This window comes from Nocardioides zeae (assembly GCF_030818655.1).
Classification (GTDB): Bacteria; Actinomycetota; Actinomycetes; order Propionibacteriales; family Nocardioidaceae; genus Nocardioides; species Nocardioides zeae_A.
Map to the genome: position 1 here is coordinate 2675832 of NZ_JAUTAN010000001.1, position 25619 is coordinate 2701450.

Sequence of the window (25619 nt, forward strand, 5' to 3'; positions counted from 1 at the left end):
TCATGAGCACCTCCACGGACCAGAGCACCGAGCACGTCGACGTCGTCGTGGTCGGCGCCGGCCTCTCCGGCGTCGGCGCGGCGTACCGCCTGCAGAGCGAGCGTCCGGGCACGAGCTACGTCGTGCTCGAGGCCCGCGAGGCGATGGGCGGCACGTGGGACCTGTTCCGCTACCCGGGCGTGCGGTCCGACTCGGACATGTACACGCTCGGCTACTCCTTCAAGCCGTGGCGCGACGGCCGCTCGCTCGCCGACGGTCCGTCGATCCTCCGCTACATCGAGGAGACGGCCAGCGAGTTCGGCATCGACGAGCACATCCGGTACTCCTCCCGCGTCGTCGCCGCCGACTTCGACACCGCCACCTGCCGGTGGACGGTCCAGGTCGAGGACCCCCGCACGGGCGAGCGGCGCGCGCTGACCTGCGGCTTCCTCTACTCCTGCGCCGGCTACTACGACTACGACGAGCCGCACCACCCCGACCTGCCCGGCATCGAGGACTTCGCCGGCCAGGTCGTGCACCCCCAGTTCTGGCCCGAGGACCTCTCCTACGCCGACCAGCGCGTCGTCGTCATCGGCTCCGGCGCCACCGCGGTCACCCTCGTGCCGGCGATGCTCGCCGACGAGAGCACGAACGGCGGCAGCGCGCCCGCCGGCCACGTGACGATGCTGCAGCGCACCCCCACCTGGATCAGCGCCGTGCCCCGCGTCGATGCCAACGCCGAGCGCCTCAAGCGGCTGCTCCCGCCGGCCGCCGCCCACCACGCGATCCGGGCGAAGAACATCGCCTTCTCGACGGCCTTCTACCAGTTCTGCCGCCGCCGTCCGCAGCAGGCGCGGAAGCTGCTGACCGGGCTGACGACCAAGTTCCTCGGCGACCCGCAGCTCGTGGCCGACCACTTCACGCCGACCTACGACCCGTGGGACCAGCGCCTCTGCGCCGTCCCCGGCGGCGACCTCTTCAAGGTCATCAAGAGCGGCGCGGCCGAGGTGGTCACCGACCGCATCGCGTCGTTCGTGCCCGAGGGCATCCGGCTCGAGTCCGGCCGGGTGCTCGAGGCCGACGTGGTGGTCACCGCCACCGGCCTGCGGCTGCGCGCCTTCGGCGGCATCGCGCCGAGCGTCGACGGGGTCGAGGTGACGCTCCCCGAGCAGCACACGTGGAACGGCGCCATGGTCACCGGCATCCCCTCCTTCGCGGTCTGCATCGGCTACACCAACGCCTCCTGGACGCTGCGCGCCGACCTCACCCACCGCCTCGTGTGCAAGGTGCTGGCGTGGACCGACGAGCAGGGGTACGCCGCGGCCGTGCCCACCCCGGACGGCGACCTCGGCTCACGACCGCTGCTCGACCTGGCCGCGGGCTACGTGCAGCGCTCCATCGACGCCTTCCCGCGCCAGGGCGACAAGGCGCCCTGGCGCGTGCGGCAGAACTACGTGCTCGACGCGGCGACGACCCTGCGCAGCGACCTGGGGCGGACCCTCACCGGGCTGCGCCCGCGACCGGTCGCCGTCCCCGCCGCGTCGGCCACCCCCGACGCCGCCGAGCCCGGCCTGGTCGACGCGTGAGCACGGGCGTGGGCACCACCGCGACGGTGCAGGACTGGCGTCCCGACATCCTCGGCGAGGGCTTCGAGCAGGCCCGGATCGACCTCGGGCCCGACCCCGACGGCGAGGGCGGCGACGTGCACGCCGTGCTCGTGCGTCGCGTCGTGCGCCCCGAGGAGACCGTCGTCGGCGCCGTGCTGTTCGTGCACGGCTTCTCCGACTACTTCTTCCAGACCGACCTCGCCCACCACTGCGCCGCCCGCGGCCTGGCCTTCCACGCGCTCGACCTGCGCAAGTGCGGCCGTGCCCGGGAGCCCCACCAGACGGCGCACTACGCGAGCGACCTGGCGCTCTACGACACCGAGCTCGAGACCGCCCTCACCGCGATCGCCGCCGACCACCCCGGCGCGCCGGTCGTCGTGATGGGCCACTCGACCGGTGGGCTCGTGCTGCCCCTGTGGCTGGACCGTCGCCGGCGCGAGGACCGCGTCGCGCCCGTGGTGGGCCAGGTGCTCAACAGCCCCTGGTTCGACCTGCAGGGCAAGCCCGTCATGCGCGGACCCGTCACCCAGGCGCTGCGGGCGGTCTCCCGCGTGCAGCCCCTGCGCCGCCTCGACCTGCCCGTGACGACCGTCTACGGCGACGCGCTCCACGTCAGCGGTCGCGGCGAGTGGGACTACGACCTCGCCCTGCGTCCCCTCGCGGGCTTCCCGATCACGGTGGGCTGGCTCAACGCCGTACGCCGCGGGCACGCCGCCCTGCACCGCGGGCTCGACGTCGGCGTGCCGTCCCTGGTCCTCCGCTCCGACCGCACCAGCTTCTCGCGGCGCGTCACGGAGCTGACGGACCGCTCCGACAACATCCTCGACGTGCGCCAGATCGCCCGGTGGGCCGGCTGCCTGGGCGGCGAGACCCACGTCGTACCCGTCGCCGGCGCCCGGCACGACGTGTTCCTCTCGCTCGCGGAGCCCCGCGCCGCGGCGTACGCGGCCCTCGACCGGTGGCTCGACGTGCACCTCCCGGCCGACCTGCCCACGGCCTGACCCGGGGCTCGGCCCGGGGCTCGGACCGGGATGCGCGGCGGGGTCGGGCGCCCCGGGGAAAGAAAACGCGGACCGGTCGGTGACCGGACCTCGGCAGGGGAAAGAAAACGCGGACGATGAGGCCCGACACGCCGAGGCCCTGCCCCTCCCGGTCCGCGTTCTCTTTCCGAGCGTCGCCCCCGCCGCGCACTTTCCTCGGCCCGGCTGGATCCGTCCGCGTTCTCTTTCCTCGAGCGCCCCGGCTCGACCTCCTCGCCCGCGCGGGGGCAACTGGGCCGAAACCGTCGCCACGGGCGAGGTCTGGCCCTACGCTCCGAGGATGCCCTCCCTCCCGCTCCGCCGGCGTGCTCGGCGTGGTAGTGCCGCCGTCCTGCTCGTGCTCGCCCTGACGGTGCTGCTCGGCGCCCACGGCTCCCCCGTGGCGGCCCAGGTGGCCGGCTCCGTGGCCGCAGCCGCCCCGACCGCCCCGACCGCCGCAGCCGCCGCAGCCGTCCAAGCCGCCGCCCCCACCGGCCGCGTCTTCTGGGTCGCCACGAACGGCAACGACGCGAACCCCGGCACGTCGGCGGCGCCGTGGAAGGACCTCCGCCAGTCGATGCAGAAGCTGCGGGCGGGCGACACCCTGTTCGTGAAGGGCGGGCGCTACGCGTCGCCGAACAGCTACGTGATCCGGCCCAACGGGCTCGCGGCGGGCACGCCGGACAAGCGGATCACCGTGCAGGCCGCCAACGACCAGGTGTTCCTCGACGAGCCGCTGGCGATCGACAACGCGCAGTACTGGACGTTCGACGGCTTCAACATCTCCGGCAACGGCGCGCGCTACCGCGACACGACGGAGCCGCCGGGCTACCTCGTGCAGTTCGTGGGCGGCACCGGCTGGATCCTGCGCAACTCCAAGATCTGCTGCTTCGGCACCTACGGCATGGTCCAGGTGTGGGGCCAGCCGAAGGACTGGACGATCAGCCACAACACGATCTGGTCCAACCCCGGTCGCGGCGCCACGGCGGACACCGACCACCTGATCTACGTGCACCCGAACACGGGCTCCGGTCCGGGCTACATCGAGCGCAACGTGCTGGCCGGGTCCTCCAACGGGTCCAACATCAAGCTCGGCGCCTCGTCGCAGACGACGGCGAACGCGGGCACGGCGGGCATCACGATCCGCCGCAACACCTTCCTCGGCGCGTGGACGAACGTGCGTCTGGCCTTCGAGACCTCGGGCTCGCTCATCGAGGACAACATCATGCTCGGCGCCACCCGCGACTGGCCCGACGGGCCGGCGTCGGTGCAGCCGTACTGCCTCGACGGGCGCGGCAACGTCACCCGCACCGACCTCTGGTACGGCCCGCCGACCCGCCGCCACACCGACCCGATCCGCGGCACCTACTGCCGCTACTCGGGCCAGTGGACCGACCAGGGCGGCCACGTGAAGCGCGACCCCCGCCTGCCGGTGTCGAGCAGCGCGGTCTACAACCAGCGCTCGCTCTCCTCCCTCGACCAGTCGCAGTTCCTGCCGCGGGACGTGCCGGCCCGGTCCTACGGCCGGTTCAGCCAGTTCGACCAGGCACTGACCGGCGACTGGGACGGCGACGGCGTCGACACGCCCGCCGGCGTGCTCGGCAACCGGGTGCACCTCACCAACGAGGCGTCCGACGCCGGCTCGGTGGAGTACGTGGCCCCCGGCTCCGGCGAGTCCGAGCGCATCATCACGCTCGGCAAGGTCGGCTGGCGCTTCGTCGTGGGCGACTGGGACGGCGACGGCACCGACGAGATCGGCGTCTTCGACCCCAGCACCGCGACGTTCCACCTGCGCACCCAGGAGGGACGCGTCGGGTCGTTCTCCTTCGGCTCCCGCAGCCGGAGCTACGAGCCGATCGCCGGCGACTGGAACGGCGACGGCAAGGACGAGGTGGGCCTGCTCGACACCAAGAGCAAGGTCTTCGCGATCCGCACCAGCGCCACGACGTCGACCAGCTTCCAGTTCGGGGCGGTCTCCGCGGCGTACCAGGTCACCACGGGTGACTGGAACGGCGACGGCAAGGACGAGATCGGCATGTGGCGCGTCGCGAACCGCACCTTCGCGCTGCGGCACTGCGTCACGGCCACCTGCGACCAGGCACCGACCGGCATCGTCATGGGCACGCAGGCGCTGGCGCCGTACTACCAGCCCATCGGCGGCACGTGGGAGCGCGGCCAGCGCACCGACACGATCGGTGTCGTGCTCTGGACGCAGTGGCTCCGCGCGCGGCAGAACGCCAACCCGACGACCTACTACCCCACCCGCAACTACGAGGGCTGAGCACGCGCCCGCCACCCGTGGAGGATGATGGCGGACATGGGACGAGAGGACGTGACCCCCGCCGTCGCCAACATCGACGAGAGCGCCGTGACGGTGGGCAAGCCGAAGCAGCGTGCCGTCGGGGTGCCGGCGGTGGCGCACGCGATGCAGATCGCGGTCGAGCAGATGGGGCCCGTCCGCACCGGCGAGACCCTGCGGCTCGTCAACCAGAAGCACGGGTTCGACTGCCCGGGCTGCGCGTGGCCGGAGGGTGACCACCGGAGCGCGGCGGAGTTCTGCGAGAACGGCGCGAAGGCCGTCGCCGAGGAGGCGACCCGGCGCCGGGTGCCGCCGGAGTTCTTCGCCGCGCACCCGGTCGCCGAGCTGGAGACCTGGGACGACTTCGCGCTCGGCCAGCAGGGGCGGCTCACCCACCCGATGCTGCTCGACGAGGGGGCCAAGCACTACCGCCCGGTGACGTGGGAGGAGGCGTACGCCGTGGTGGCCGACGAGGTCGCCGCGCTCGACTCCCCCGACGAGCTGGTCTTCTACACGTCCGGACGCACCTCCAACGAGGCCGCGTTCCTGTGGCAGCTGCTGGCCCGCGGCCTCGGCACCAACAACCTCCCCGACTGCTCGAACATGTGCCACGAGTCGTCGGGCTCCGCCCTCACCGAGACGATCGGCATCGGCAAGGGCTCGGTGTCGCTCCACGACGTCGAGACCGCCGAGCTCGTCATCGTCGCCGGGCAGAACCCCGGCACCAACCACCCGCGCATGCTGTCGGCGCTGGAGAAGACGAAGCGCAACGGCGGCACGGTCGTCGCGGTCAACCCGCTGCACGAGGCCGGGCTGCTCCGCTTCGACAACCCCCAGAAGGCCCGCGGCGTCGTCGGCCGCGGCACCCCGATCGCCGACGTGTTCCTCCAGGTCAGGCTCGGCGGCGACCAGGCGCTCTTCCAGGCCCTCGGCGCCCTCCTGCTGGCCGCCGAGGAGGCCGCCCCCGGCACCGTCCTCGACCACGCCTTCGTCGAGGAGCGCACGCGGGGCTTCGCGGAGTACGCCGCGCACCTCGCCTCGCTGGACTGGGACGACGTCGCGGAGGCGACCGGCCTGGAGCGGTCGCAGATCGAGGAGGTCGCCGCGCTCCTGCTCGGCTCCGGCTCCACCATCGTCTGCTGGGCGATGGGCCTGACCCAGCACAAGCACTCCGTCGCCACGCTCCGCGACGTCGTCAACCTGTTGCTCCTGCAGGGCAACATCGGCCGCCCCGGCGCCGGCGTCTGCCCCGTGCGCGGGCACTCCAACGTGCAGGGCGACCGCACCATGGGGATCTTCGAGCAGATGCCCGCGTGGTTCCACGACCACCTCGACGCGGAGTTCGGGTTCACCTCGCCGCGCGAGCACGGGTGGGACACGGTGGCGGCCATCGAGGCCATGGCCGCGGGGAAGGCCAAGGTGTTCCTCGGCATGGGCGGCAACTTCGCCCGCGCCACCCCGGACAGCGCCGTCACCGAGGAGGCCCTGCGCTCGCTCGACCTCACCGTGCAGGTGTCGACGAAGCTCAACCGCTCCCACGTCGTGCACGGACGTCGCGCGCTCATCCTGCCGACGCTCGGACGCACCGAGGCCGACGTGCGGGCCAGCGGACCGCAGCGCGTCACCGTCGAGGACTCGATGAGTGCCGTCCACGCCTCCCAGGGACGGCTGGCCCCCGCCAGCGACGAGCTGCGCAGCGAGGTGGCGATCATCTCCGAGCTCGCCGAGCGGCTCCTGGACGGCCGCGACAACGCTCCCCAGGCGGACTGGCGCGCGTTCCGCGACGACTACGCGACGATCCGGGCGTCGATCTCCCGCGTCGTACCGGGGTTCGAGGACTTCGAGGCGAAGATCGACGTGCCCGGCGGGTTCGTGCTGCCGCACCGCCCGCGCGACGAGCGCGGCTTCACCACGCCGTCGGGCAAGGCGGAGTTCACCGTCAACGAGCTGGAGTTCCCGCGCGTGCCCGCGGGGCGCCTGCTGCTGCAGACGCTGCGGTCGCACGACCAGTACAACACCACGATCTACGGCAAGGACGACCGCTACCGGGGCATCCACGGCGGTCGCCGGGTCGTGCTCGTGCACGCGGACGACCTGGCCGAGCAGGGGCTCGCCGACGGCGACGTCGTCGACCTCGTCTCGGAGTGGAGCGACGGCGAGCGCCGCGCCGAGGCCTTCCGCTGCGTGGCGTACAGCACACCGCGGGGGTGCGCCGCGGCGTACTACCCCGAGACGAACGTGCTCGTGCCGCTGGGTTCCTACGCCGACACCTCCCGCACCCCGACCTCGAAGTCCGTCGTCGTGCGCCTCGAGCCGCACGGCGCCCGCTAGGTTTCTCCCATGGAGGAGCCTCCCTTCGCGTCTGCGCTGGACCCCACCACGCGCACGGTGACCGTGACCGGCGGCGTCTGGGCGTTCCGCGACGTCGAGGAGCTCGACCGGGCCATCACCGCGGCCTCGGAGGGCCTCACCCGGTCGATCACCCTCGACCTGAGCCGGGCGGACTTCCTGCCGAGCCTCGGGATCGGCACGCTGCTGTCGCTGCGGCGCCGCATGCGCCTGCACGGCGCCGACCTCACGGTCGTCGCCGCGCCGGGCACCGTCGCGCACCGGGTGCTGACGATCACGGGCGTCGAGGTGGTGGAGAGCGATGGCTGAGGTCGTGGCCTTCCAGACCGAGGTGCCCTTCACCGACCGTGGGGCCGACCTGGCCCGCCGGCTCCTGCGTCACCACCTCGCCACGGCGGGCACCGCCCAGGTGGTGACGGAGAACGCGCTCCTCGTCCTCCACGAGCTGGTCGCCAACAGCCTCGACCACGGCTTCCCCTGCCCCAACGAGACGCTGCACCTCGCGTGGGAGGCGACCCCCGAGACCGTCGTGCTGCGGGTCACCGACCACGGCCCCCACCCGCGGTGCCCCCGCTGCCACCCCCGCCGGGCGCCCGCCGCCGGCCTGCCGCCGGTGACGGGCGACGGGGCGCGGCTGCAGGTGCAGCAGCCCGAGCTCGACGCGCCCCGCGGCCGCGGCCTGCTCATCGTCGACGGGTTGTCCGACCGGTGGGAGGTCACGACCCACGCCGGCGCGACGACCGTCGAGGTGCACCTGGCGACCGCCGCCGATCCGAGGGCGGGCTGAGGCTCCTCCCCCGTGCCCGCCCGCCGGACGTCATGCGGGGCGGTCGCCCCGGGCGCCGGACGGGATGACGTCCCGGGTACGGCGCGGATCGCCCGCGAGGCCGAGCCGCGCCCGCAGCGTCGATCCGACCGGCGCCTCCCGGAAGAGACCGCGTCCCGCCAGGAGGGGCAGCACCAGGCGTGCGAAGCGCTCGAAGTCGACGGCCGTGTCGGCGTACATGACGGTGAAGCCGTCCGCCGTGCCGGCCCGCCACCAGTCCTCGAGGTCGTCGGCGATCGCCTCCGGTGAGCCGACGACGAGACGGTGGCCGCCGGCCGAGGCACCGACCGTCAGCCGCGCGAGCTCGGTGGCCGTGCGGGGCTGCTCGGCGACGAGCGCCCGGAGGCTGACCTGGAACCCGGTCGAGCCCTCGCCGCCCTGCGCCAGCTCCGGCAGGTCCTCGACGAGGATCGGCGTGTCGACGCCGTGGTCGGGCAGCCCGAGGGTGGCGAGGAGGTTCTGCGCGACGTCGACCAGCGGCAGCGTGGCCTGGAGGGCGGCGAGCCGTTCCTGCGCGTCGGCGTCCGTCTCGCCGACGAGCACGATGACGCCGAGCGAGACCTTGACGGCGTCGGGGTCACGCCCCGCGGCGGCGGCCCGCGCACGGATGTCCTCCCGGAAGGCCACGGCCTTGCCCTGCGTCTGGGCCACGGTGAACACCACGTCGGCGAAGTCACCCGCGAGGCGGAGCCCGCCCTCGGAGCCACCCGCCTGGACGACGACGGGACGCCCCTGGGGACCGGCAGGCACGGGCAGCGGCCCGGCGACGGAGAAGAACTCGCCCCGGTGGTCGATCCGGCGGATCCGGTCGACGTCGCCGTAGATCCCCGACTCCTTGTCCCGCGGGAGCGACCCCGGGCCCCACGCGTCCCACAGCTTCGTGACGACCTCGAGGAACTCGTGGGCGCGGCGGTAGCGCACCTCCTTCTCCGGCGCGGCGCTCCACCCGAAGTTGGCCGCCGCGGCGGGCGCGAAGGTCGTGACGACGTTGACCGCGGCCCGGCCCTTGCTGACGATGTCGAGCGACTGGAACCGGCGCGCCAGGTTGTACGGCGCGTTGTAGGTCGACGAGCTGGTCGCCACGGCCCCCACGCGCTCGGTCACCGCGAGCAGGTTGCCGAGGAGCACCAGCGGGTCGATGCCGCCGCCGGGCGTCGAGGCGATGTCGGGTCCCAGCGCGGGGGCGTCCCCGAGGAAGACCGCGTCGAGGCCGACCTCGTCCGCGATCCGGGCGAGGCGCTGGTAGTGGTCGATGCTCAGGTGCAGGCCCGGGTCGGCCTCCGGGAGCCGCCAGGCGGTGCGGAAGTGACCGGGCGTCATGAGCGAGGCGATGAAGTGGGGCGCACCCGACGGGGTGGGCGACGGGGTCTCGGGCACGGGGGTCCTCGGGGTCCGGTGAGCCACCCGGGTCGTGGTGTGAGGCCTGCGGAAAGCCGCGGCCTCGCACCACGACCCGGGAGGGGGGTGGAAGAGGGGGTGGGAGAGGGGTGGGTCAGGCGGAGGTCACAGGTTGAGACCCGTGCCGTGCACGCCGTGCTCGTCGATGAGGGCGAGCTCCTCGTCCGTGAACGGCGCGGCCTCGAGCGCCTGGATGTTGTGGTCGAGCTGCCAGGTCGAGCTGGCTCCGACGAGCGCCGTGCTGACCTCGGGCTTGCGGAGCACCCACTGCAGGGCGAGCTGCGCGAGCGACTGGCCGCGGGCGGCGGCGAGCTTGTCGAGCTCCGCGGCGCGCTGCCGGTAGGTCTCGTCGATGGAGTCCGGGCTGAGGAACGAGGAGTTCTCGGCCCGGGCACCCTCGGGGATCGACTCGAGGTACTTGTTCGTCAGCAGGCCCTGGGCGAGCGGCGAGTAGACGATGAGGCCGAAGCCGTCCTCGCGGGCCGTCTCGATGAGCCCGCCCGGCTGCTCGATGCGGCGGTCGAAGATGGAGTAGCGCGGCTGGTGGATGAGGAGCGGCACGCCCGCCTCGCGCAGCAGCCCGGCGATCGCGTGCGCGCGGTCGGGGGCGTAGTTCGAGATGCCGACGTGCAGCGCCTTGCCCTGCTGGACCGCGCTCGCCAGCGCGGCCGCGGTCTCCTCCAGCGGCGTGTCCTCGTCGGGCCGGTGGTGGTAGAAGACGTCCACGTAGTCGGTGCCGAGGTCGCGCAGGCTGTGCTCCAACGAGCTCAGCAGCGCCTTCCGCGAACCACCGCTGGTGAAGGGGCTGGGGCCGAGGTCGCCGCCGGCCTTCGTCGAGAGGAAGAGCTCGTCGCGGTAGGGCGCGAGGTCCGTGGCGAGCACGCGCCCGAAGGTCTGCTGGGCGGCGCGGTGCGGCGGGCCGTAGCGGTCGGCGTTGTCGAAGCTGCCGATGCCCAGGTCGAAGGCGTGGAGGATGATCTCGCGCTGCGTCTCGAAGTCGTAGTCGCGACCGAACTTCTGCCACAGGCCGAACGAGAGGGCCGGCAGCCGCAGCCCGTGCGTGCCGACGCGGCGGGTGGCGATGCTGGCGTAGCGGTCGGGGTTCGCGACGTACGGGGTGTCCCAGCGGGGCGAGGTGGTCATGGGGTTCCTTCCGGGTGGCGGGGATCAGGAGCGGGGGCGGCGGAGCGCGGCGGGCTGGAGCGACGGCGTGTGCTGGCCGGTGTCGCGCTCGAGGAACTGCGTGCCGGGGTCGACGATCTCGTCGATGCGGTCGAGCACCGCGTCGGGGAGCGACACCGCGACCGCCTTCAGGTAGGCCTCCAGGTGGTCCTGCGTGCGCGGCCCGATGATGACGCTGCTGATCGCGGGGTGGTTGAGGGCGAACGCGATGGCGAGCTCGACGAGCGTGAGGCCGTTGTCCTCGGCCAGGGCGGCGAGGGCGTCCGCGGCGACGAGCTTGCGCTGGTTGCGCTCGGCGGCGATGTCGAAGCGTCCCGGGATGAGGTCGGCACGTGCCGACTCGGGCTGCTCGCCGCCGACGCGGTAGCGGCCGGAGAGCCAGCCGGCAGCCAGGGGGCCGTAGCTGAGCACGCCGACGCCGTACCGCTCGACGACGGGGAAGACCTCGCGCTCGGCGCCGCGGACGAGCAGGGAGTAGGGCAGCTGCTCGGTGTGCGGGGCCACGAGCCCGTGCTTCTCGGCCAGCCAGTGCGCCCGCACCTGCTCGTGCGCGGGGAAGGTGGAGGTGCCGTAGTAGCGGATCTTGCCCGCCCGGACCAGGCCGTCGAGCGCCTGGAGCGTCTCGAGCAGGTCGGTGCGCGGGTCGGGGCGGTGCGCCTGGTAGAGGTCGATGTGGTCGGTGCCCAGTCGGCGGAGGCTGTCCTCGACCGCGCGGGTGATCCACCAGCGGGAGTTGCCGGCGTGCCGCGGGTCGTCGCCGATCTGCCCGTGGAACTTCGTGGCGACGAAGACGTCGTCGCGGCGTCCCCGGAGGGCCTCGCCGAGGATCTCCTCGGAGAGCCCCTGGGCGTAGGCGTCGGCGGTGTCGACGGCGTTGATGCCGGCGTCGAGCGCCGCGTGGATGATCCGGATGCTCTCGTCGCGCTCCTGCCAGCGGCCGAAGTTCATCGTGCCGAGGGTGAGCGGGCTGAGGAGGACGCCGGTGCGGCCGAGGACGCGGTTGACCTCGATGGTCATCAGACGGGCCTTTCGGGGGGTGGTGTCGGGTGGGCGGTCGATCGGGGCGGGGGTCAGAAGAGACCGGTCGTGGGTGGTTCCTCCCCGGCGACGTGCCAGGCGCCGGCGACGGCCTGCTTCCACTGGCGCGGGTTGTGGTTGGCGGCGGTGCGGGCGTTGCGCCAGTGCCGGTCGAGGCCGAGGGCCCGGTCGGTGATCGACCCGCCGCCGGTGTCGAAGAGCAGCTCGGCGGCCTTGAGGGCGGACTCGATCGCGACGACGCCGGCCTGCGCGACGTGCACCGCGGCTGCGGAACCCGCCGCGCGGGCCTCGTCGCCGGTGAGCCCCCAGGTGGCCTGCAGCTCCTCCGCGGCGAGCAGCACCACGGCACGGGCGGCCTGCGCGCGGGCCGCGATCTCGCCGACCGTCTGCCGGACGTAGGGGTCCTCGGCGCTCGTCGTCGCACTGCTGTGCTTGATCGGCCGCGCGCGCTCGCGCACCCACCACACGGCGTCGTCGAGCGCCCGGGCCGCGACCCCGGCCTGGACGGCGGCCAGGTAGAGCTGGGCGAAGCTGCCCTGCCACGGGTTGTCGGGCACGGCCTCGCCGCCGACGACGGCCTCGTCGTCGCTGACGCGCACCCCGTGCAGCCGCGTCGTGCCGCTCGCCGTGAGGCGCTGGCCGACGGCGTCGAAGTCGTCGACGAGCTCGACGCCCTCGCGGTCGGTGGGCACCGTGAACCGCACCAGCGTCCCGTCGGCCGCCTGCGCCTGGGCGGAGAACCAGGAGGCGTAGAGGCCGCCGGTGGAGTAGTACTTCTCACCCGTCACGACCCAGCCGCCCTCCACGCGCTCGGCCGTCGTCGAGACCGAGCCGCTGGCACCGCCGGAGCGCTCGTTCCCGGTGCCCGCCTGGAGGCCCCGCGACAGCAGGCGCGCGAGGGCGCGGTCGCGGTGCGGCAGGTCGGGCCGGCTCGCGACCTGGACCGAGGCGAGGAACGTCGAGCGCAGGGCCTGCGCGACGCTCGAGTCGGCGCGCGCGACCTCGATGACGAGGTCGACGGCGTCGCGGAGCGACCCGCCCGCGCCCCCCTCGTCGCGGCTCACGACGAGGAGGCCGACGCCGGCGGCGCCCAGGGCGCGGACGTCGTCGAAGGCGAAGTCGCGGGCGGCCTCCCGCGCGGCCGAGGTCGCGGCCAGGCGCTGCAGGACCGGCGCGACGGCGGCCCGCACACCCGCGACGGTGAGGTCGGAAGCATCCGGAGCACCGGGTCCACCGGGTCCACCGGGAACGGCGTGCGGCTGGGTGGGGGCGTCCTGCACGGCGGTCACGCCGGGACCTCCGTCCGGGTCGTGGCGAGCCCGAGCGCGCGCCGCAGGGTGTCGCGGCCCGTGGCGTCGTTCGGCGGCGGGGCGAGCGCGGAGAGCGTGGAGAGCACTTCCCGCACGTCGGCGGCACCCCCCTCCGGGGCGAGCAGCAGCGCCTGGAGGCCGCGGTCGGCCGCCCATGTCGGGAGGTCGGCGACGTCCGATCCGCCGGCCCCGGTCCAGCGGCCCGCGAGCACGACCTCGGTCCGCTGGCGCCCCGTGGCCTCGAGGGCCGCGGCCAGCGCCGTACCGGCTCCGTCCAGGTCGTCCGGGTCGAGGATCACCAGGTCGGCCGAGGCGGCGGCCTCCCACCCGATCGCGGCGACGTCGGCCACCGCGAGCACCGGACGGCCCTGCACCGACGAGGGGCCGTCGAGGGGACCGGCGACCCGGTAGGCCGCGCCCTCGTGGTGGATCGGGCGCAGCAGGGTGTCGTCCACGACGATCGCGGCCTCCTGGTCCCCCAGCAGCGCCTCGCGCGGGAAGGACTCCCAGAGGCCGGTGAGGACCGCGGCGTACTCCGCCCACCGCTCCCCCGGCGTCACCGCCGGCACCGGCCGGTCCGGGACACCGTCGCTCACGTCGTCGCCGACGCCGGGACGCAGCACGACGCCGGCGCGTCCGCCGGTGGCGCGGTCGAGCGAGAGCACCCGCCGCGCGGTGTTGTACGGCGCGTGCTGCGTCGTCGGCACGTCGACGAGGTAGCCCAGGGACGGCGCGAGCGGTGCCAGGTAGGACGCCACGACGCTGGGGTCGAGCACGCCCGGGGCGGCGTCGCCGTCACGGAGGCGGACGGCCACGACCCCGGCACCCGCGGCGGCGGTCACGAGGTCGACCGCCACGGCGAGCGACACGACACCGGTGCCGGGGTCGGGCTCGCCGACCGTGAGGTCGAGCAGGAGGGGGACGGTCATGCGCTGGCCTTCGTCGAGGTGGACAGGTCGGAGGTGGGGTCGAGGCGACCTGGCACGGCCGGCAGGCCGAGCCCGAGGTGGTCGCGGAGGGTGGTGCCCTCGTAGTCCCGGCGGAACAGGCCCCGTCGCTGCAGCTCGGGCACGAGGCCGTCGACCACGCCGTCGAGCCCCGAGGGCAGCACGTCGGGCATGAGGTTGAAGCCGTCGGCGGCCCCGTGACGGAACCAGCGCTCGACGTCGTCGGCGACCTGCTCCGGCGTGCCGACGACGATGCGGTGCCCGCCGCCGCCGGACAGCGTGCGCAGGAGCTGGCGGAGGGTGGGGTTCTCGCGGTCGATGAGGTCGCGCACCACCCGGTAGAAGGTCTGCGAGCCGCCGGCCGTGTCGGGGTCGTGGAGGATCTCGGTCGGGATCGGCTCGTCGTCGGCGAGCTCCGTGAGGTCGACGCCGAGCTGGCCAGCGAGCCGGGCCCGCGCGTAGGCGTCGGGCAGCACCTCGTCGAGCACCTCGCGACGCCGGCGCGCCTCCTCCTCGGTGCTCCCGATGACGGTCGAGAGGCCGGGGAGCACCACGATCTCGTCGGGGTCGCGGCCGAGCTCGGCCGCGAGCGTGCGCAGCTCGGTGCGGAACGCGCGCGCCGTGGCGAGGTCCTGCTCGGCCGAGAAGATCACCTCGCCGACGCGGGCGGCGAGCCGCTTGCCGTCGCTCGACCCGCCCGCCTGGACGACGACGGGGCGGCCCTGCGGCGAGACCAGCGCCTCGCGGTCCGCCCAGCGCCCGACGACCTCCTCGACCACGAGGGCCGCACGGCGGTAGCGCAGCGCGTGCTCCGGCTCGCCCGACCGGCCGAAGTTGGCGGCCGCGGCCGCCCCGGCCGTCGTGACGACGTTCCAGCCGAAGCGCCCGCCGGTCACGTGGTCGAGGTCGCCGAGGCGGCGGGCGAGCTCGACCGGGTCGTTGTACGACGAGGAGAGCGTCGCGATGAGGCCGATGCGCTCGGTCTCGGCGGCGATCCGGGCGAGCACGGTGGTCGGCTCGAGGTTGTTGCCGGTGCGGTGCCGGATGCTGGGGTCGAGCACCGGCCCGTCGGCGAGGAAGACGGCGTCGAGCTTGGCGGCCTCGGCGCGTCGCGCGATGGACGTGTAGTGCTCGATGCCGTAGCTCGCCAGCCCGTCGGTGCCGGGGAACCGCCACGAGCCGCCGAAGACCCCGGCGTTGAGGATGTTGACGTTGAGGTGCAGCTGATCGGCCATCAGAGGGCCCCTTCCTGCGAGCGGTCGACGGGGGCGTCGGCGTCGTCGAGCGACCGCCGATCGCGGTAGTAGCCCGGTTCGGGGGTGCGGCCGTTGACGACGTGGTCGCCGACGATGCGCGGCTTGTGGACGACCGGGTTGTGGGAGGCGAGGGTGCGCGCGTTGCGCCAGTGCCGGTCGAGGTGCACCTGCTCGCGCACCGCGGACGAGCCGCCGGCGTCGAACGCGGTGGTCGCGGCGTCGAGGACGGCCTCGATCACGCCGACCTGCGCCGAGGACGTCACGACGTACGCCGCGCTGTAGGCCGCCTCCTCCCCCACGGCGTGCGCCTCCTCGAGCGCCTCCACGGCGGTGCGCAGCAGGCCCTCCGCCGTGAGCACCCGGGTGTGGATGCGGCCGACCACGCCGAGCACCTCGGGGTCGCTCGTCGCGTCCTGGCTCAGCGCGTGGAGGCTGGTGCGGGTGCGCGACCGGACCACGGCGGTGGTCTCCGCGAGCACGTCGCGGGCGATGCCGACGAGGTTGGCGAGGTGCACCAGCTGGACGAACGAGTCCAGCCCGCGCAGGGCCTCCCTGAACCCGCCGACGTCGCCGTGGGGCTCCACGGGGACGTCGTCGAACAAGGTGGTGCCGCTGCCGGTCTGGCGCTGCCCGACCCCGTCCCAGTCGTCGACGTGCGTGACGCCGGGGTGGCGCGCGGGCACGACGACGAAGCCGCGGCGGTCGTCGTCGTGGACCACGGCGGCGCGCACGTAGTCGGCGAACCGGGCGCCGGTCGAGTAGAACTTGCGCCCCGACACCAGCCGCGCCCCGTCCGCGGCGACCCGCACGCGGGTCGTCGTGGGCTCGGCTCCCGGCACCGTCGACGGCTCGGACTGGGCGTTGCCGAACACCGCCCCGTCCGCGATGGCCGCGAACCAGTGGCGCCGCGCCTCCGCGTCGACCTCCTGGCGCAGGATCTCCGTCGCGGTGAAGTGGCCACGCCAGATCTGCGGGAGGTTCGAGTCGGCCTGCCCGGCCTCGACGAGGAGACCGACCAGGGTGGGCAGGTCGACGTCGAACCCGCCGTGCTCGGCCGGGACGCGCAGCCGCCCGAAGCCGGCGTCGGCGAGGGCCCGCACGCCGGCGTAGGGGTGCTCGCGCCGCAGGTCGCGCTCCCCCGCCCCGACCGCGAGGTCGGCGAGCACCGCCCGGATGCGGGGCAACGCCGCGGCGAGCGTGCGCGGCTGGCCGGCGGCACCGGTGCGGGTGCCGTCGGGGATCGTGCGGGGGCCGTCGACGGTCATGACGCTGCTCCTGGGGTGAGGGCGCGGCCGGCGATCGCGTCGAGCAGCCGCTCCGTGTAGGGGTCGCCGGGGGCGGAGAAGACCCGCTCGGTGGGGCCCTGCTCGACGATCCGGCCGTGCTGCATGACCGCGACGCGGTCGGAGATCGCCCGCACCACGGCGAGGTCGTGCGAGATGAAGACGTAGGTCAGGCCCCGCTCGTCCTGCAGCCGGCGCAGGAGGTCGAGGATCTGCGCCGCCACCGACACGTCGAGCGCGGAGATCGGCTCGTCGAGCACGACGACCTCCGGCTCGAGCACGAGGGCGCGCGCGATCGCGACCCGCTGGCGCTGGCCGCCCGAGAGCTCCCGGGGGTGACGCCGCAGGAAGTCGGCCGACAGCGCGGCGGCCTCGAGCGCCGCGACGACGCGCTCTTCGTGCTCGCGCCGCTGCTGCCGGCGGCGCCCCGGGTGGAGCGACCGCGGCGCGAACGAGCGCAGGGGCTCCTCGACCACGTCGCGCACGTCGAAGCGGGGGTCGAACGAGGCGAACGGGTTCTGGTGGACGATCTGCACGGCACGGCGCAGGGGGCGGAAGCCGGCGCGGTCGAGGTGCGTCACGTCGGATCCCAGCAGGCGCACCGTGCCCGACGTCGCCTCCGTCAGGCCGGTGAGCACCCGGGCCGTCGTGGACTTCCCGCTGCCGGACTCGCCGACGATGGCGAAGGTCTCCCCGCGGCGTACGTCGAAGGAGACGCCGTCGACGGCGGTGAGGTCGCCGTAGGTCCGCGTCAGGTCGCGCACCTCCACCACCCGGTCCGCCGGAGCGGCCGAGCGGGGCGGGCGCGGCACCACGGGCCGGCGCGACGGCACGGCGTCGAGCAGGCGACGGGTGTAGGCGTGCTGCGGCGCCGCGATGACCTCGGCCGTGGGACCGAGCTCGACGAGGCGGCCCTCGTGCATCACCCCGATGAGGTCGGAGCGGTCGGCGGCGACACCCAGGTCGTGGGTGACGAGCACGACCGCCGTGCCCGAACGACGGCGGAGGTCGTCGACGAGGTCGAGCACCTGCTGCTGCACCGTCGCGTCGAGGCCCGAGGTGGGCTCGTCGGCGACGATGAGCTCCGGCTCGGCGGCGACGGCGGCCGCCACGAGCACGCGCTGGCGCATGCCGCCGGAGAGCTCGTGGGGGTACTGCCGCACGCGGCGCGCCACGTCGGTGAAGCCGACGAGCTCGAACAGCTCGTGCACCCGGCGGGCCCGGGCCTCGGCGTCGAGGTCGGTGTGGAGCAGCAGCACGTCCTCGACCTGGGCGCCGACCCGGCGCACCGGGTCGAGCGAGACCGTCGGGTCCTGCGGGACGAGGCTGACCGCGCTGCCACGGACCGCGCGCCAGCCCCGCGGGCTCAGGTCGGTGAGGACCTGGTCGCGGAACCGGATGCGGCCGCCGACGACCTCCCCGTTCTCGGGGAGCAGGCCCAGCACGGCATGACCGGTCGTGGTCTTGCCGGAGCCGGACTCGCCGACGAGGGCGAGGACCTGGCCGGGCGCGAGCTCGAACGACACGTCGTGCAGCACCCGTCGGGTCGAGCGGCCCACGCGGTAGGCGACCGAGAGGCCCTCGACGGAGAGGAGCGGGGACGCCTCGGGGGTGTCGGTCATCGGGTGCTCCGCTTCGCGAGGTGGCGGGAGATGTGGTTGGTCGCCAGCACCACGGCGACGACGGTGAGCCCCGGGTAGAGCGTCAGCCACCCGCGCGTCGCGATGTAGTTGCGACCGTCGGCGACGAGGCGCCCCCACTCCGGGTCCGGCGGCTGGGCACCGAGGCCGAGGAAGCTCAGCGACGCGATCCAGATGATCGCGATGCCGAACTGCACCGTGATGAGCGACAGCGTCGGGGCGATCGAGTTCGGCACGACGTGGCGGCGCAGGATCGCGAGGCTCGAGGCGCCGCTGGTGATCGCGGCCTCGACGTACGTGCTCGCCCGGGCCTTGAGCACCTCGGAACGGATGAGGCGCGCGAACGTGGCCGACGAGGTGAGGCCCACGGCGATGGCCGCCTGCACGATCCCGAAGCCGAGGAGCACGACGAGGGTGATCGCCAGCAGGAAGCCGGGGATGGAGAGGACCACGTCGATGACCCGCATGACGACGGTGTCGACGAACCCGCCGAACCAGCCGGCGACGGCCCCGGCGAGCGACCCGACGAGCACGCCGACCGCGACGGCGATGGCGGACCCCGACAGCGAGGCGCGCGCGCCGTGGACGACGCGGGAGTAGACGTCGCGTCCGAGGTTGTCGGTGCCGAACAGGTGGCCCTCGCCCGGCGGACGCAGGTTGTTGGCGGGGTCGACGGCGACGGGGTCGTAGCTGGTGAACAGCTGCGGCACGACGGCCCACAGCAGCACGAGACCGACGACGGCGAGCGCGAGGCCGAGGCTCCAGCGAGCCCCGGTCCAGCGGAGGACGGCGCGGGCCCGGGAGCCGGCGGTGACCGCGGGTGCGGCCGGCTCGCCCGCCGGGGCGGGCGACGCCGGTGCGGGATGCTTCGCGAGGACGGTGCTCATGGCATCGCCACCTCCACCGGCAGCCCGCGCCGGCCCGACGGCGTCGGCTGGACCGCCCCGGTCGGCGGCACCGGGACGACGGGCTCGCCGGCCACGACCTCCGCGGCCGCGCCGCGCGCCCGTGTCGACGACCGCGCACGGCCGTCCACGAGGATCCGGGGGTCGATGAGCGGGTAGGCGAGGTCCACCGCGAGGTTCACCGCGACGTACGCCGCGGTGGAGAGCAGCACGACGCCCTGCACGACCGGCAGGTCCTGGGTCTGCACCGCGCCGACCGTCAGCTGGCCGATCCCGGGGCGGGCGTAGACCGCCTCGGTGACCACGGAGCCGGCGATGAGCTCGCCGACCGCGAGGCCGAGGAGGGTCAGCACCGGGAGGGACGAGTTGCGCAGGACGTCCTTGCGGAAGATGTAGCCCTCCCCCGCGCCCCTGGCCTGCAGCACGTGCACGAAGGGCTGGCGCCGGGTGCCGGCGATCGACGCCGTCAGCACCTGGCTCAGCGGCGCCGCGACGACGATGCCGAGCGTGACCGCCGGGGCGACGAGCGCCAGCGGCGTGCCGTCGTCGACCGCCGGCACGAGGTGGAACCGGAAGGAGAGGTACTGCAGGGCCAGGATGCCGACGACGAACGTGGGCACCGAGGCGAACAGGGCGGGCACGGACTCGGCGAGCGAGCGCACCCACCGCCACGGCGCGTAGTTCGCGACCAGCGCCACCGCGACGGCCAGCAGCACCGCGACCACGAGGGCCAGGCCGGTGAGCTGGAGCGTCGACGGCAGGGCGTCCGCGACGAGGGACGTGACCTCCGAGCCCGTCGACAGGGAGAACCCCAGGTCACCCCGCAGCGCGGACCAGAGGCCGTGCACGTACTGCTCCCACAGCGGCCGGTCGAGACCGTAGTAGTCGAGCAGGATGCGTCCCGCCTCGGGCGAGACCTGCGCGTCCGGGTTCTTGATGCGGTTGGAGACCGCGTCCCCCGGGAGGGCGCTCAGCAGCACGAACGACAGGGTGTAGGCGGCCCAGAGGACCAGGACCGCCTGCCCGAGGCGCCGCGCGACGTAGCGCCTCACTCGTTGATCCAGGTGTCGTAGTACCAGGCGCGCGCGACCGCCTCGGTGCCGAAGCCCTGCACGCTGGGCGCGAGGCCGAAGACCTGCGTCTCCTCGTAGAGCGGGATGATGAGCGCGTTCTCGAACACGTGGTCCTCGACCGCCTGCACGGCTGCCTGCCGCTCCGTCGGGTCGAAGACGAGGGCCTGGGCACGGACCAGCTCGTCGAGCGTGGCGTCCGGGGTGGTGGCGCGGGTCGTGTCCTGCGCCGTCGAGTCGAAGGCGGTGCGCAGCACGTCGACGTCGGCGCGCGAGAGCTGGCCCTGCTGGAACACCACGGCCTGCGGGTCGTCGGCCAGCAGCGCCTCGTACTCCGTCAGCGACGGCGTCTGCAGCTCGGTCTCGACGCCGACCTCCTCCCACTGGGCCTGCAGCAGCTCGAGCACCGCCTGCGAGACCTGGTAGTAGGGCGTCACGTAGAGCGTGAACGACAACCGCTCGCCGTCCTTCTCCCGGATGCCGTCGGAGCCCTCGACCCACCCGGCGTCCTCGAGGAGCTCCTCGGCACGGGCCGTGTCGGTCTCGAGGTAGGACGACGCGTCCCCGTGGCCCGGCGTCGAGGCGACGAGGCTGCTCGTCGGGATGCCGTAGCTGTCGGACAGCACGGTCGCGTTGATCTCCTCGCGGTCCGTGGCCGCCTGTAGGGCCTGACGCACGGCGAGCTCCCGCGTCGGCGCGTCCGCGCCGAGGGAGATCGACAGCTTGTTGACCTGCCCCTGGACGGGTACGGCGAGGAGCTGGCCACCGGCGGCCGTGACGGTCTCCTCGTCGTACGGCGCGATGTTGCGCGCGACGTGGGCCTCGCCCGACTGCAGGGCACCGACCCGGGTGCTGGCCTCCGGCACCGAGGTGAAGACGATCTCGTCGAGGTAGGCCTCGCCGTCGTGGGCGGCGCCGGTGGGCGCCCAGTCGTAGCCGTCACGGCGCGCGAGGGTGATGCCCGTCGTGCCCTCGACGTCGGCGACGACGAAGGGCCCGGAGCCGATCAGGTTCTCGGCCTGTCCCTTGGCGTTCCAGTCGAGGTCGAGGTAGGACTGCGCGAGGATGCCGGACCGGTAGATCGACGTGACCTGGAGGAAGCCCGCGTTGGGCTCCGTGAAGTTGATGGTCACGGTGAGCGGGTCGACGACCTCCGAGCCCGCGTAGCCCGTGAAGAACTGGTCCGGCGCGACGCCGAGGGCCTCGTCGCCGTAGCCGTGCTGGTCGTAGTTCGCCGCCACGATCGCGGCGTCGACCGGCTCGCCGTTGGAGAAGGTCACGCCGTCGCGGAGGTGGAACGTGTAGCTCAGCTCGTCCTCGCTGATCTCCCACGACTCGGCGAGCCACGGCTTGATCTCGCCGGTCTCCGGGTCCTGCCAGGTGAGGCGGTCGACGAGGTTGTCGGTCACGTTGCTGTTCGACCACAGCGTGTTGGTGATCTGCCAGGCGCCGTACTCGACCGGGTCGTAGACCTCGAGCGTGCCGCCGGCGACGGGGTCGCCCACGGCGCCGGCGGCGTCGGAGGCACTGCTGCACGCCGACAGACCGGCCCCGAGGACGGCGACGGCGGCGAGGGAGGCCAGGGTCTGGCGGAGGCGGGGCGGGGTCATCTCGGGGGTTTCCTTCTCGAAGCGCCGCGCGGCTTCGGGGGTCCGTGCGGCGGGGTGTCCTGTAAGTGGACTATTCGTATCAACTTAGGAATTTTGCTCTAGATTGCTGTCCACATGGTGGTCACGCGTCTCGCCGATGCGCCTCCGCCCCCGTCCGGACCGTGACCGAAGGAGCCGCATGACCACCGCGCCCACCTCTCGCCCCGCCCCCTCACTGTCGGACGCCGCCGAGGCCGTGGACGCTGCGGACACCCACCCGCTGGTCGTCGCGGCCCGCACGCTGGCGGCGGAGGTGCTGCGTCCGGCCGCCCTCGCGACGGACCGTGACGGTGTGCCGCGATCGCACGTCGACGCGCTCGCCGCCGCCGGACTCCTCCACCACGCCGCCGCGACGACGCACGGCGGCGCCGACGCCGGCCGCAGCGTCGACCGTCGGCTCCACGAGGTGCTCGCGGGCGCCTGCTTCAGCACCTGGCTGGTCTGGGCGCAGCACGCTCCGCAGGTGGCCCGGCTCGCCGGCCTCGCCGCCGCGGGGCGTCGGCTCCCCCCGCTCGCCGCCGCGGTGCTGCGCGGCCACGTGCTGCTCGGCGCCGGGGTCAGCGACGTGAGGCGGTTCCCGGAGCGGTACGTCGCGGCCCGCCGCGCCACCGACGGGTGGACGCTCGACGGCGAGCTCTCGTGGGTGAGCGGGTGGGGCCTCAACGACGCCGTCACGGTGGAGGCGGTCGACCCCGTGGCCCTCGAGGTCGTGACCGCCCTCGTGCCCGCGGGCGACCTGGACACCGTCCCGCTCGGCCTGGCGGCCGTGGCCGGCAGCCGCACCGAGCGGGCCCGCCTCGACGCCGTGCAGGTCCCGGACTCCCACGTGCTCGACACCGTGCCGCTCGCCGCGTGGCGGGCGCGCGACCTCGGGGTCGCGGGCGACGCCCGACCGCACCACTTCGGCCTCGCCGCCACCGTGCTCGAGGAGCTCGAGGCCGCCGCGGACCCCGACGCCCACGCCGTCGCCCGCGCCTGGCGGCCGCGGATCGCGACCCTGCGGTCGACGGCGTACACCCTCGCCGACGAGGTCACCGCCACGGGCGTGGGCGGTCACCGCCTGTCGGACCGTCTCGCGACGAAGGTCGCGACCCTCGACGCCCTCGGCGTCCTCACGCGCGCGCTCCTCGCGGCGCGTTCCGGACGCGGCCTCGCCACCGACGACACCGCCCAGCTCCACGCGCGTTCCGCGCTGTTCGCCCTCGTGCAGGGCCAGAACGACGACGTGCGCCACGCCCAGCTCACCCACCTCGCCGACCTCGCCGGCGCCCGCTGACCCCCTGACCAGCCCCCCGCACCAGCCCCCGCACCCGCCGAGGAGAACGACGACCGTGAGCGCCCAGTACCTGTGGTACATCCCCAACCAGATCGAGCCCGGCCACCGCGGTGACGCGGTGCGCTCCGACCACAACAGCCTCGAGACGCTGACGAGCCACGCCCGCGCGCTCGAGGACAACGGCTGGACCGGCGCGCTCATCGGCACCAGCTGGGGCCGGCCCGACACCTTCACGGTCGCGACGGCCCTGGCGGCGCGCACCACCACCTTCGAGCCGCTCGTGGCGATCCGGCCGGGCTACTGGCGTCCCGCGAACTTCGCCGCGGCAGCCGCCACGCTCGACCACCTCACCGGCGGCCGGCTCCGCGTCAACATCGTGTCGGGCCGCGACGACCTCGCGGCGTACGGGGACGCCGAGGGCGACCAGGCCCACCGCTACGGCCGCACGAAGGAGTTCCTCCAGGTGGTGCGTCGCCTGTGGACCCAGGAGCGCGTGACCTACGAGGGCGAGCACTTCTCGGTCACCAACTCGACCGTCACGCCGCGGATCACCGCGACCCCGGGCCGCCCCCACCCCACCCTCTACTTCGGCGGGGCCTCGGAGGCCGCCGAGCGGGTCGCGGCCACGGAGGCCGACGTGCAGCTCTTCTGGGGCGAGACCCTCGACGGCGTCGGAGAGCGCATCGACCGCCTCCGCACCCTGTCCGACCGGCTCGAGCGCGAGCACGCGCCGCTGGAGTTCGGCCTCCGCATCACCACGCTGGTGCGTGGGACCACCGACGAGGCATGGGCCGACGCGGAGGCGAAGGTCGCGGAGATGGCGCGCTCCCACGGCGAGTTCGCGCACGACCCCGACCGCCGGGCCGCCGAGGGCCAGCAGCGGCTGCTCCGCCTCGCCGAGCAGGGCGACGTCCTCGACGACAACCTCTACACGGCACCGGGTCGGTACGGCGGGGGCGGCGCGGGCACGACGTGGCTCGTCGGCTCCGCGGAGGACGTGGCGACGTCGCTGCGCCGCTACGCCGACCTGGGCATCACGCACTTCGTGCTGTCCGACACGCCGTACCTCCGCGAGATCGAGCGTCAGGGCCGGAGCCTCCTCCCGCTGCTGCGGGGATGACCGCCGAGGTCGCTCCCCCCGCGTGTCCCGGCTCCACCCGCGCCACGCGCGACCCGGCGGCCGCGCGTCGCCTGGTGATCGTCTTCGCCGTCACCTCGACGCTGGCCTACGGCGCCATGTCCCAGTCGTTCTCCGTCCTCCTCGTGCCGATGGCCACCGACCTCGGCGTCACCCGCACCGCCGTGGCGGGGGCGGCGACGGTGTCGACGATCGTCGGCGCGCTGGCCGCGCTGCCGGTGGGATCCCTGCTCGACCGCTGGGGCGGGCGGATGCTGATGACGACCGGCTCGGTGGTCGGGGTGCTCGCCGTGGTCGCCTGGTCACGTGCCGCGGACATCCGCGGGGTCTACCTGGCGTTCGCGCTCGTCGGCATGGCGCTGGCGATGTCGACCTACGAGGCGGCGTTCGCCGTGCTCGTCGCCGTGGCCGACGCCGCACGGCGCGATGGCGCGATCCTCGCCGTGACGATGGCGGCCGGGCTGGCGACGAGCTTCTACTACCCGCTCACCGGCTGGCTCGAGACGCAGCTGGGGTGGCGTGGCACCCTCCTCGTGCACGCCGCGGCCCTGGCCGTGGTGGCGGTGCCGGCGCACTTCCTCGTCGTGCCGGACCGGCGCAGCCACCGGCTCGGCAGCGTGCGCCGCGGCGGCACCCCGGTCGGCGCCGCCCTGCGCAACCCACGGCTCTGGCTCCTGGGCCTCGCGCTCGTGGCGCAAGCCGGGGCCGTCGCGGCGTTCCTGCTGCTCATGGTCGGCTACTTCGTCGACGTCGGGCACTCCCCCGCCGTCGCCGCCACCCTGCCGGTGGTCGTCGGCATCATGCAGATCACCTCGCGGCTCTGCCTCGCCCCGCTCGCGCGGCGGTTCGGCATGGCCCGGGTCGCGACGGTGGCGTTCGCGGTCCAGGGCACCGGTCTCCTCCTGCTGCCGCTCGTCGCGACGTCCGTGCCGCTCGCCCTCGTCTGCGTGGCGTGCGTCGGCGTGGGGCTCGGTGTCAGCGTCGTCGCCAAGCCGTCGATCGTGGCCGACACCTTCGGCGTCGCGCGCTTCGCCAGCATCGTCGGGCTCCTCACCGTGCCCGTCGCGCTCTCCCGCGCCGGCGCCCCGCTCGGAGCGGCGTGGCTGGGCGACTGGCGGTTCCTCGTCGCCTCGGGCGCCGCCTCGCTGGTGGGCGCCGCCGCGCTGGGTCTGGTGGCCCGTCGGGGCCTGCGCCCCGGGGTGACGCCCGCCTCGTCGCCGGACGTCATGCGAACCACAGCCCCCCGGCGCCGCCCCGCATGACGTCCCGCATGACGTCCCGCAGGGGGTACGGCGCGGGGCTCGCCCGCGGCGTACCGAGCAGGTCGCGGGCGAGAGCGGGGCCGAGGGCGCGCGCGTTGTGCGGCTGGGACGGGTCCCGCCCGACCCGACCCGCACCGACCGCACAGTTCCGCACCCCGCCGGTCGGCACCGGTCACCCCCACCCCG

20 protein-coding genes are annotated in these 25619 nt (G+C 74.3%); 9 read left to right on the top strand and 11 right to left on the bottom strand.

Annotated elements, in window-relative coordinates:
- Nucleotides 1-2: 2 nt before the first annotated feature.
- From QE405_RS12760 to QE405_RS12785, 6 genes are all read left to right on the top strand, one after another.
- Nucleotides 3-1565 carry a flavin-containing monooxygenase gene (locus QE405_RS12760; RefSeq protein WP_307201290.1) on the top strand — a complete coding sequence of 521 codons (1563 nt, stop codon included), beginning with the start codon at nucleotides 3-5 and terminating at the stop codon, nucleotides 1563-1565.
- Entirely contained in the window at nucleotides 1562-2587 is a 1026-nt protein-coding gene (locus QE405_RS12765; RefSeq protein ID WP_307201293.1) for an alpha/beta hydrolase, read from the top strand. The genes QE405_RS12760 and QE405_RS12765 overlap by 4 nt, the downstream gene beginning before the upstream one ends.
- Nucleotides 2588-2906: 319 nt before the next feature.
- Nucleotides 2907-4886, top strand: coding sequence for an FG-GAP repeat domain-containing protein (locus QE405_RS12770; RefSeq protein ID WP_307201295.1), 1980 nt, complete (start codon nucleotides 2907-2909; stop codon nucleotides 4884-4886).
- Between the two features lie 36 nt (nucleotides 4887-4922).
- On the top strand, nucleotides 4923-7235 hold the full coding sequence (locus tag QE405_RS12775; protein WP_307201297.1) for an FdhF/YdeP family oxidoreductase: 2313 nt from the start codon (nucleotides 4923-4925) through the stop codon (nucleotides 7233-7235).
- A 9-nt stretch (nucleotides 7236-7244) separates the two neighbouring features.
- Nucleotides 7245-7562, top strand: a complete 318-nt coding sequence (locus QE405_RS12780; RefSeq protein ID WP_307201299.1) for an STAS domain-containing protein — start codon at nucleotides 7245-7247, stop codon at nucleotides 7560-7562.
- Nucleotides 7555-8040: an ATP-binding protein gene (locus QE405_RS12785; RefSeq protein WP_307201301.1), complete on the top strand. Its 486-nt coding sequence runs from the start codon at nucleotides 7555-7557 to the stop codon at nucleotides 8038-8040. The genes QE405_RS12780 and QE405_RS12785 overlap by 8 nt, the downstream gene beginning before the upstream one ends.
- A 30-nt stretch (nucleotides 8041-8070) precedes the next feature.
- Here the strand turns inward: QE405_RS12785 and QE405_RS12790 are convergent, their stop codons facing one another.
- The 11 genes from QE405_RS12790 to QE405_RS12840 all read right to left on the bottom strand — a co-directional run bounded on the left by QE405_RS12790 (nucleotide 8071) and on the right by QE405_RS12840 (nucleotide 21718).
- A complete protein-coding gene (locus QE405_RS12790; protein WP_307201303.1) occupies nucleotides 8071-9456 on the bottom strand; it encodes an NtaA/DmoA family FMN-dependent monooxygenase in 1386 nt (461 codons plus the stop codon).
- Between the two features lie 126 nt (nucleotides 9457-9582).
- Nucleotides 9583-10620 (bottom strand): aldo/keto reductase, encoded by a 1038-nt coding sequence (locus tag QE405_RS12795; RefSeq protein ID WP_307201305.1) that lies wholly within the window; start codon nucleotides 10618-10620, stop codon nucleotides 9583-9585.
- A gap of 24 nt (nucleotides 10621-10644) precedes the next feature.
- Complete coding sequence (locus QE405_RS12800; protein WP_307201307.1) at nucleotides 10645-11676, bottom strand: aldo/keto reductase; 1032 nt, start codon at nucleotides 11674-11676, stop codon at nucleotides 10645-10647.
- Between the two features lie 53 nt (nucleotides 11677-11729).
- Complete coding sequence (locus tag QE405_RS12805; protein WP_307201309.1) at nucleotides 11730-12986, bottom strand: acyl-CoA dehydrogenase family protein; 1257 nt, start codon at nucleotides 12984-12986, stop codon at nucleotides 11730-11732.
- Complete coding sequence (locus QE405_RS12810) at nucleotides 12983-13936, bottom strand: LLM class flavin-dependent oxidoreductase (RefSeq protein ID WP_307201311.1); 954 nt, start codon at nucleotides 13934-13936, stop codon at nucleotides 12983-12985. Before QE405_RS12810 ends, QE405_RS12805 begins: the two co-directional genes overlap by 4 nt.
- On the bottom strand, nucleotides 13933-15189 hold the full coding sequence (locus tag QE405_RS12815) for an LLM class flavin-dependent oxidoreductase (protein ID WP_307201312.1): 1257 nt from the start codon (nucleotides 15187-15189) through the stop codon (nucleotides 13933-13935). The genes QE405_RS12810 and QE405_RS12815 overlap by 4 nt, the downstream gene beginning before the upstream one ends.
- Nucleotides 15189-16475 (bottom strand): acyl-CoA dehydrogenase family protein, encoded by a 1287-nt coding sequence (locus tag QE405_RS12820; protein ID WP_307201314.1) that lies wholly within the window; start codon nucleotides 16473-16475, stop codon nucleotides 15189-15191. Before QE405_RS12820 ends, QE405_RS12815 begins: the two co-directional genes overlap by 1 nt.
- Nucleotides 16472-18115, bottom strand: coding sequence for a dipeptide ABC transporter ATP-binding protein (locus tag QE405_RS12825; RefSeq protein WP_307201316.1), 1644 nt, complete (start codon nucleotides 18113-18115; stop codon nucleotides 16472-16474). The genes QE405_RS12820 and QE405_RS12825 overlap by 4 nt, the downstream gene beginning before the upstream one ends.
- Nucleotides 18112-19020 (bottom strand): ABC transporter permease, encoded by a 909-nt coding sequence (locus QE405_RS12830; protein WP_307201318.1) that lies wholly within the window; start codon nucleotides 19018-19020, stop codon nucleotides 18112-18114. Before QE405_RS12830 ends, QE405_RS12825 begins: the two co-directional genes overlap by 4 nt.
- On the bottom strand, nucleotides 19017-20090 hold the full coding sequence (locus tag QE405_RS12835; protein ID WP_307201320.1) for an ABC transporter permease: 1074 nt from the start codon (nucleotides 20088-20090) through the stop codon (nucleotides 19017-19019). Before QE405_RS12835 ends, QE405_RS12830 begins: the two co-directional genes overlap by 4 nt.
- Complete coding sequence (locus tag QE405_RS12840) at nucleotides 20087-21718, bottom strand: ABC transporter substrate-binding protein (protein WP_307201322.1); 1632 nt, start codon at nucleotides 21716-21718, stop codon at nucleotides 20087-20089. Before QE405_RS12840 ends, QE405_RS12835 begins: the two co-directional genes overlap by 4 nt.
- 178 nt (nucleotides 21719-21896) lie before the next feature.
- Between QE405_RS12840 and QE405_RS12845 the strand changes: the two genes are divergently transcribed.
- From QE405_RS12845 to QE405_RS12855, 3 genes are read left to right on the top strand one after another with little or no spacing between them, the layout of a single operon-like run.
- Entirely contained in the window at nucleotides 21897-23033 is a 1137-nt protein-coding gene (locus QE405_RS12845) for an acyl-CoA dehydrogenase family protein (RefSeq protein WP_307201324.1), read from the top strand.
- 55 nt (nucleotides 23034-23088) lie between these two features.
- Nucleotides 23089-24153 carry an LLM class flavin-dependent oxidoreductase gene (locus QE405_RS12850; RefSeq protein ID WP_307201326.1) on the top strand — a complete coding sequence of 355 codons (1065 nt, stop codon included), beginning with the start codon at nucleotides 23089-23091 and terminating at the stop codon, nucleotides 24151-24153.
- The gene (locus tag QE405_RS12855; protein ID WP_307201328.1) at nucleotides 24150-25433 is read left to right on the top strand and encodes an MFS transporter; all 1284 of its coding nucleotides are present in this window, start codon (nucleotides 24150-24152) and stop codon (nucleotides 25431-25433) included. Before QE405_RS12850 ends, QE405_RS12855 begins: the two co-directional genes overlap by 4 nt.
- The last annotated feature ends 186 nt before the right edge of the window (nucleotides 25434-25619 follow it).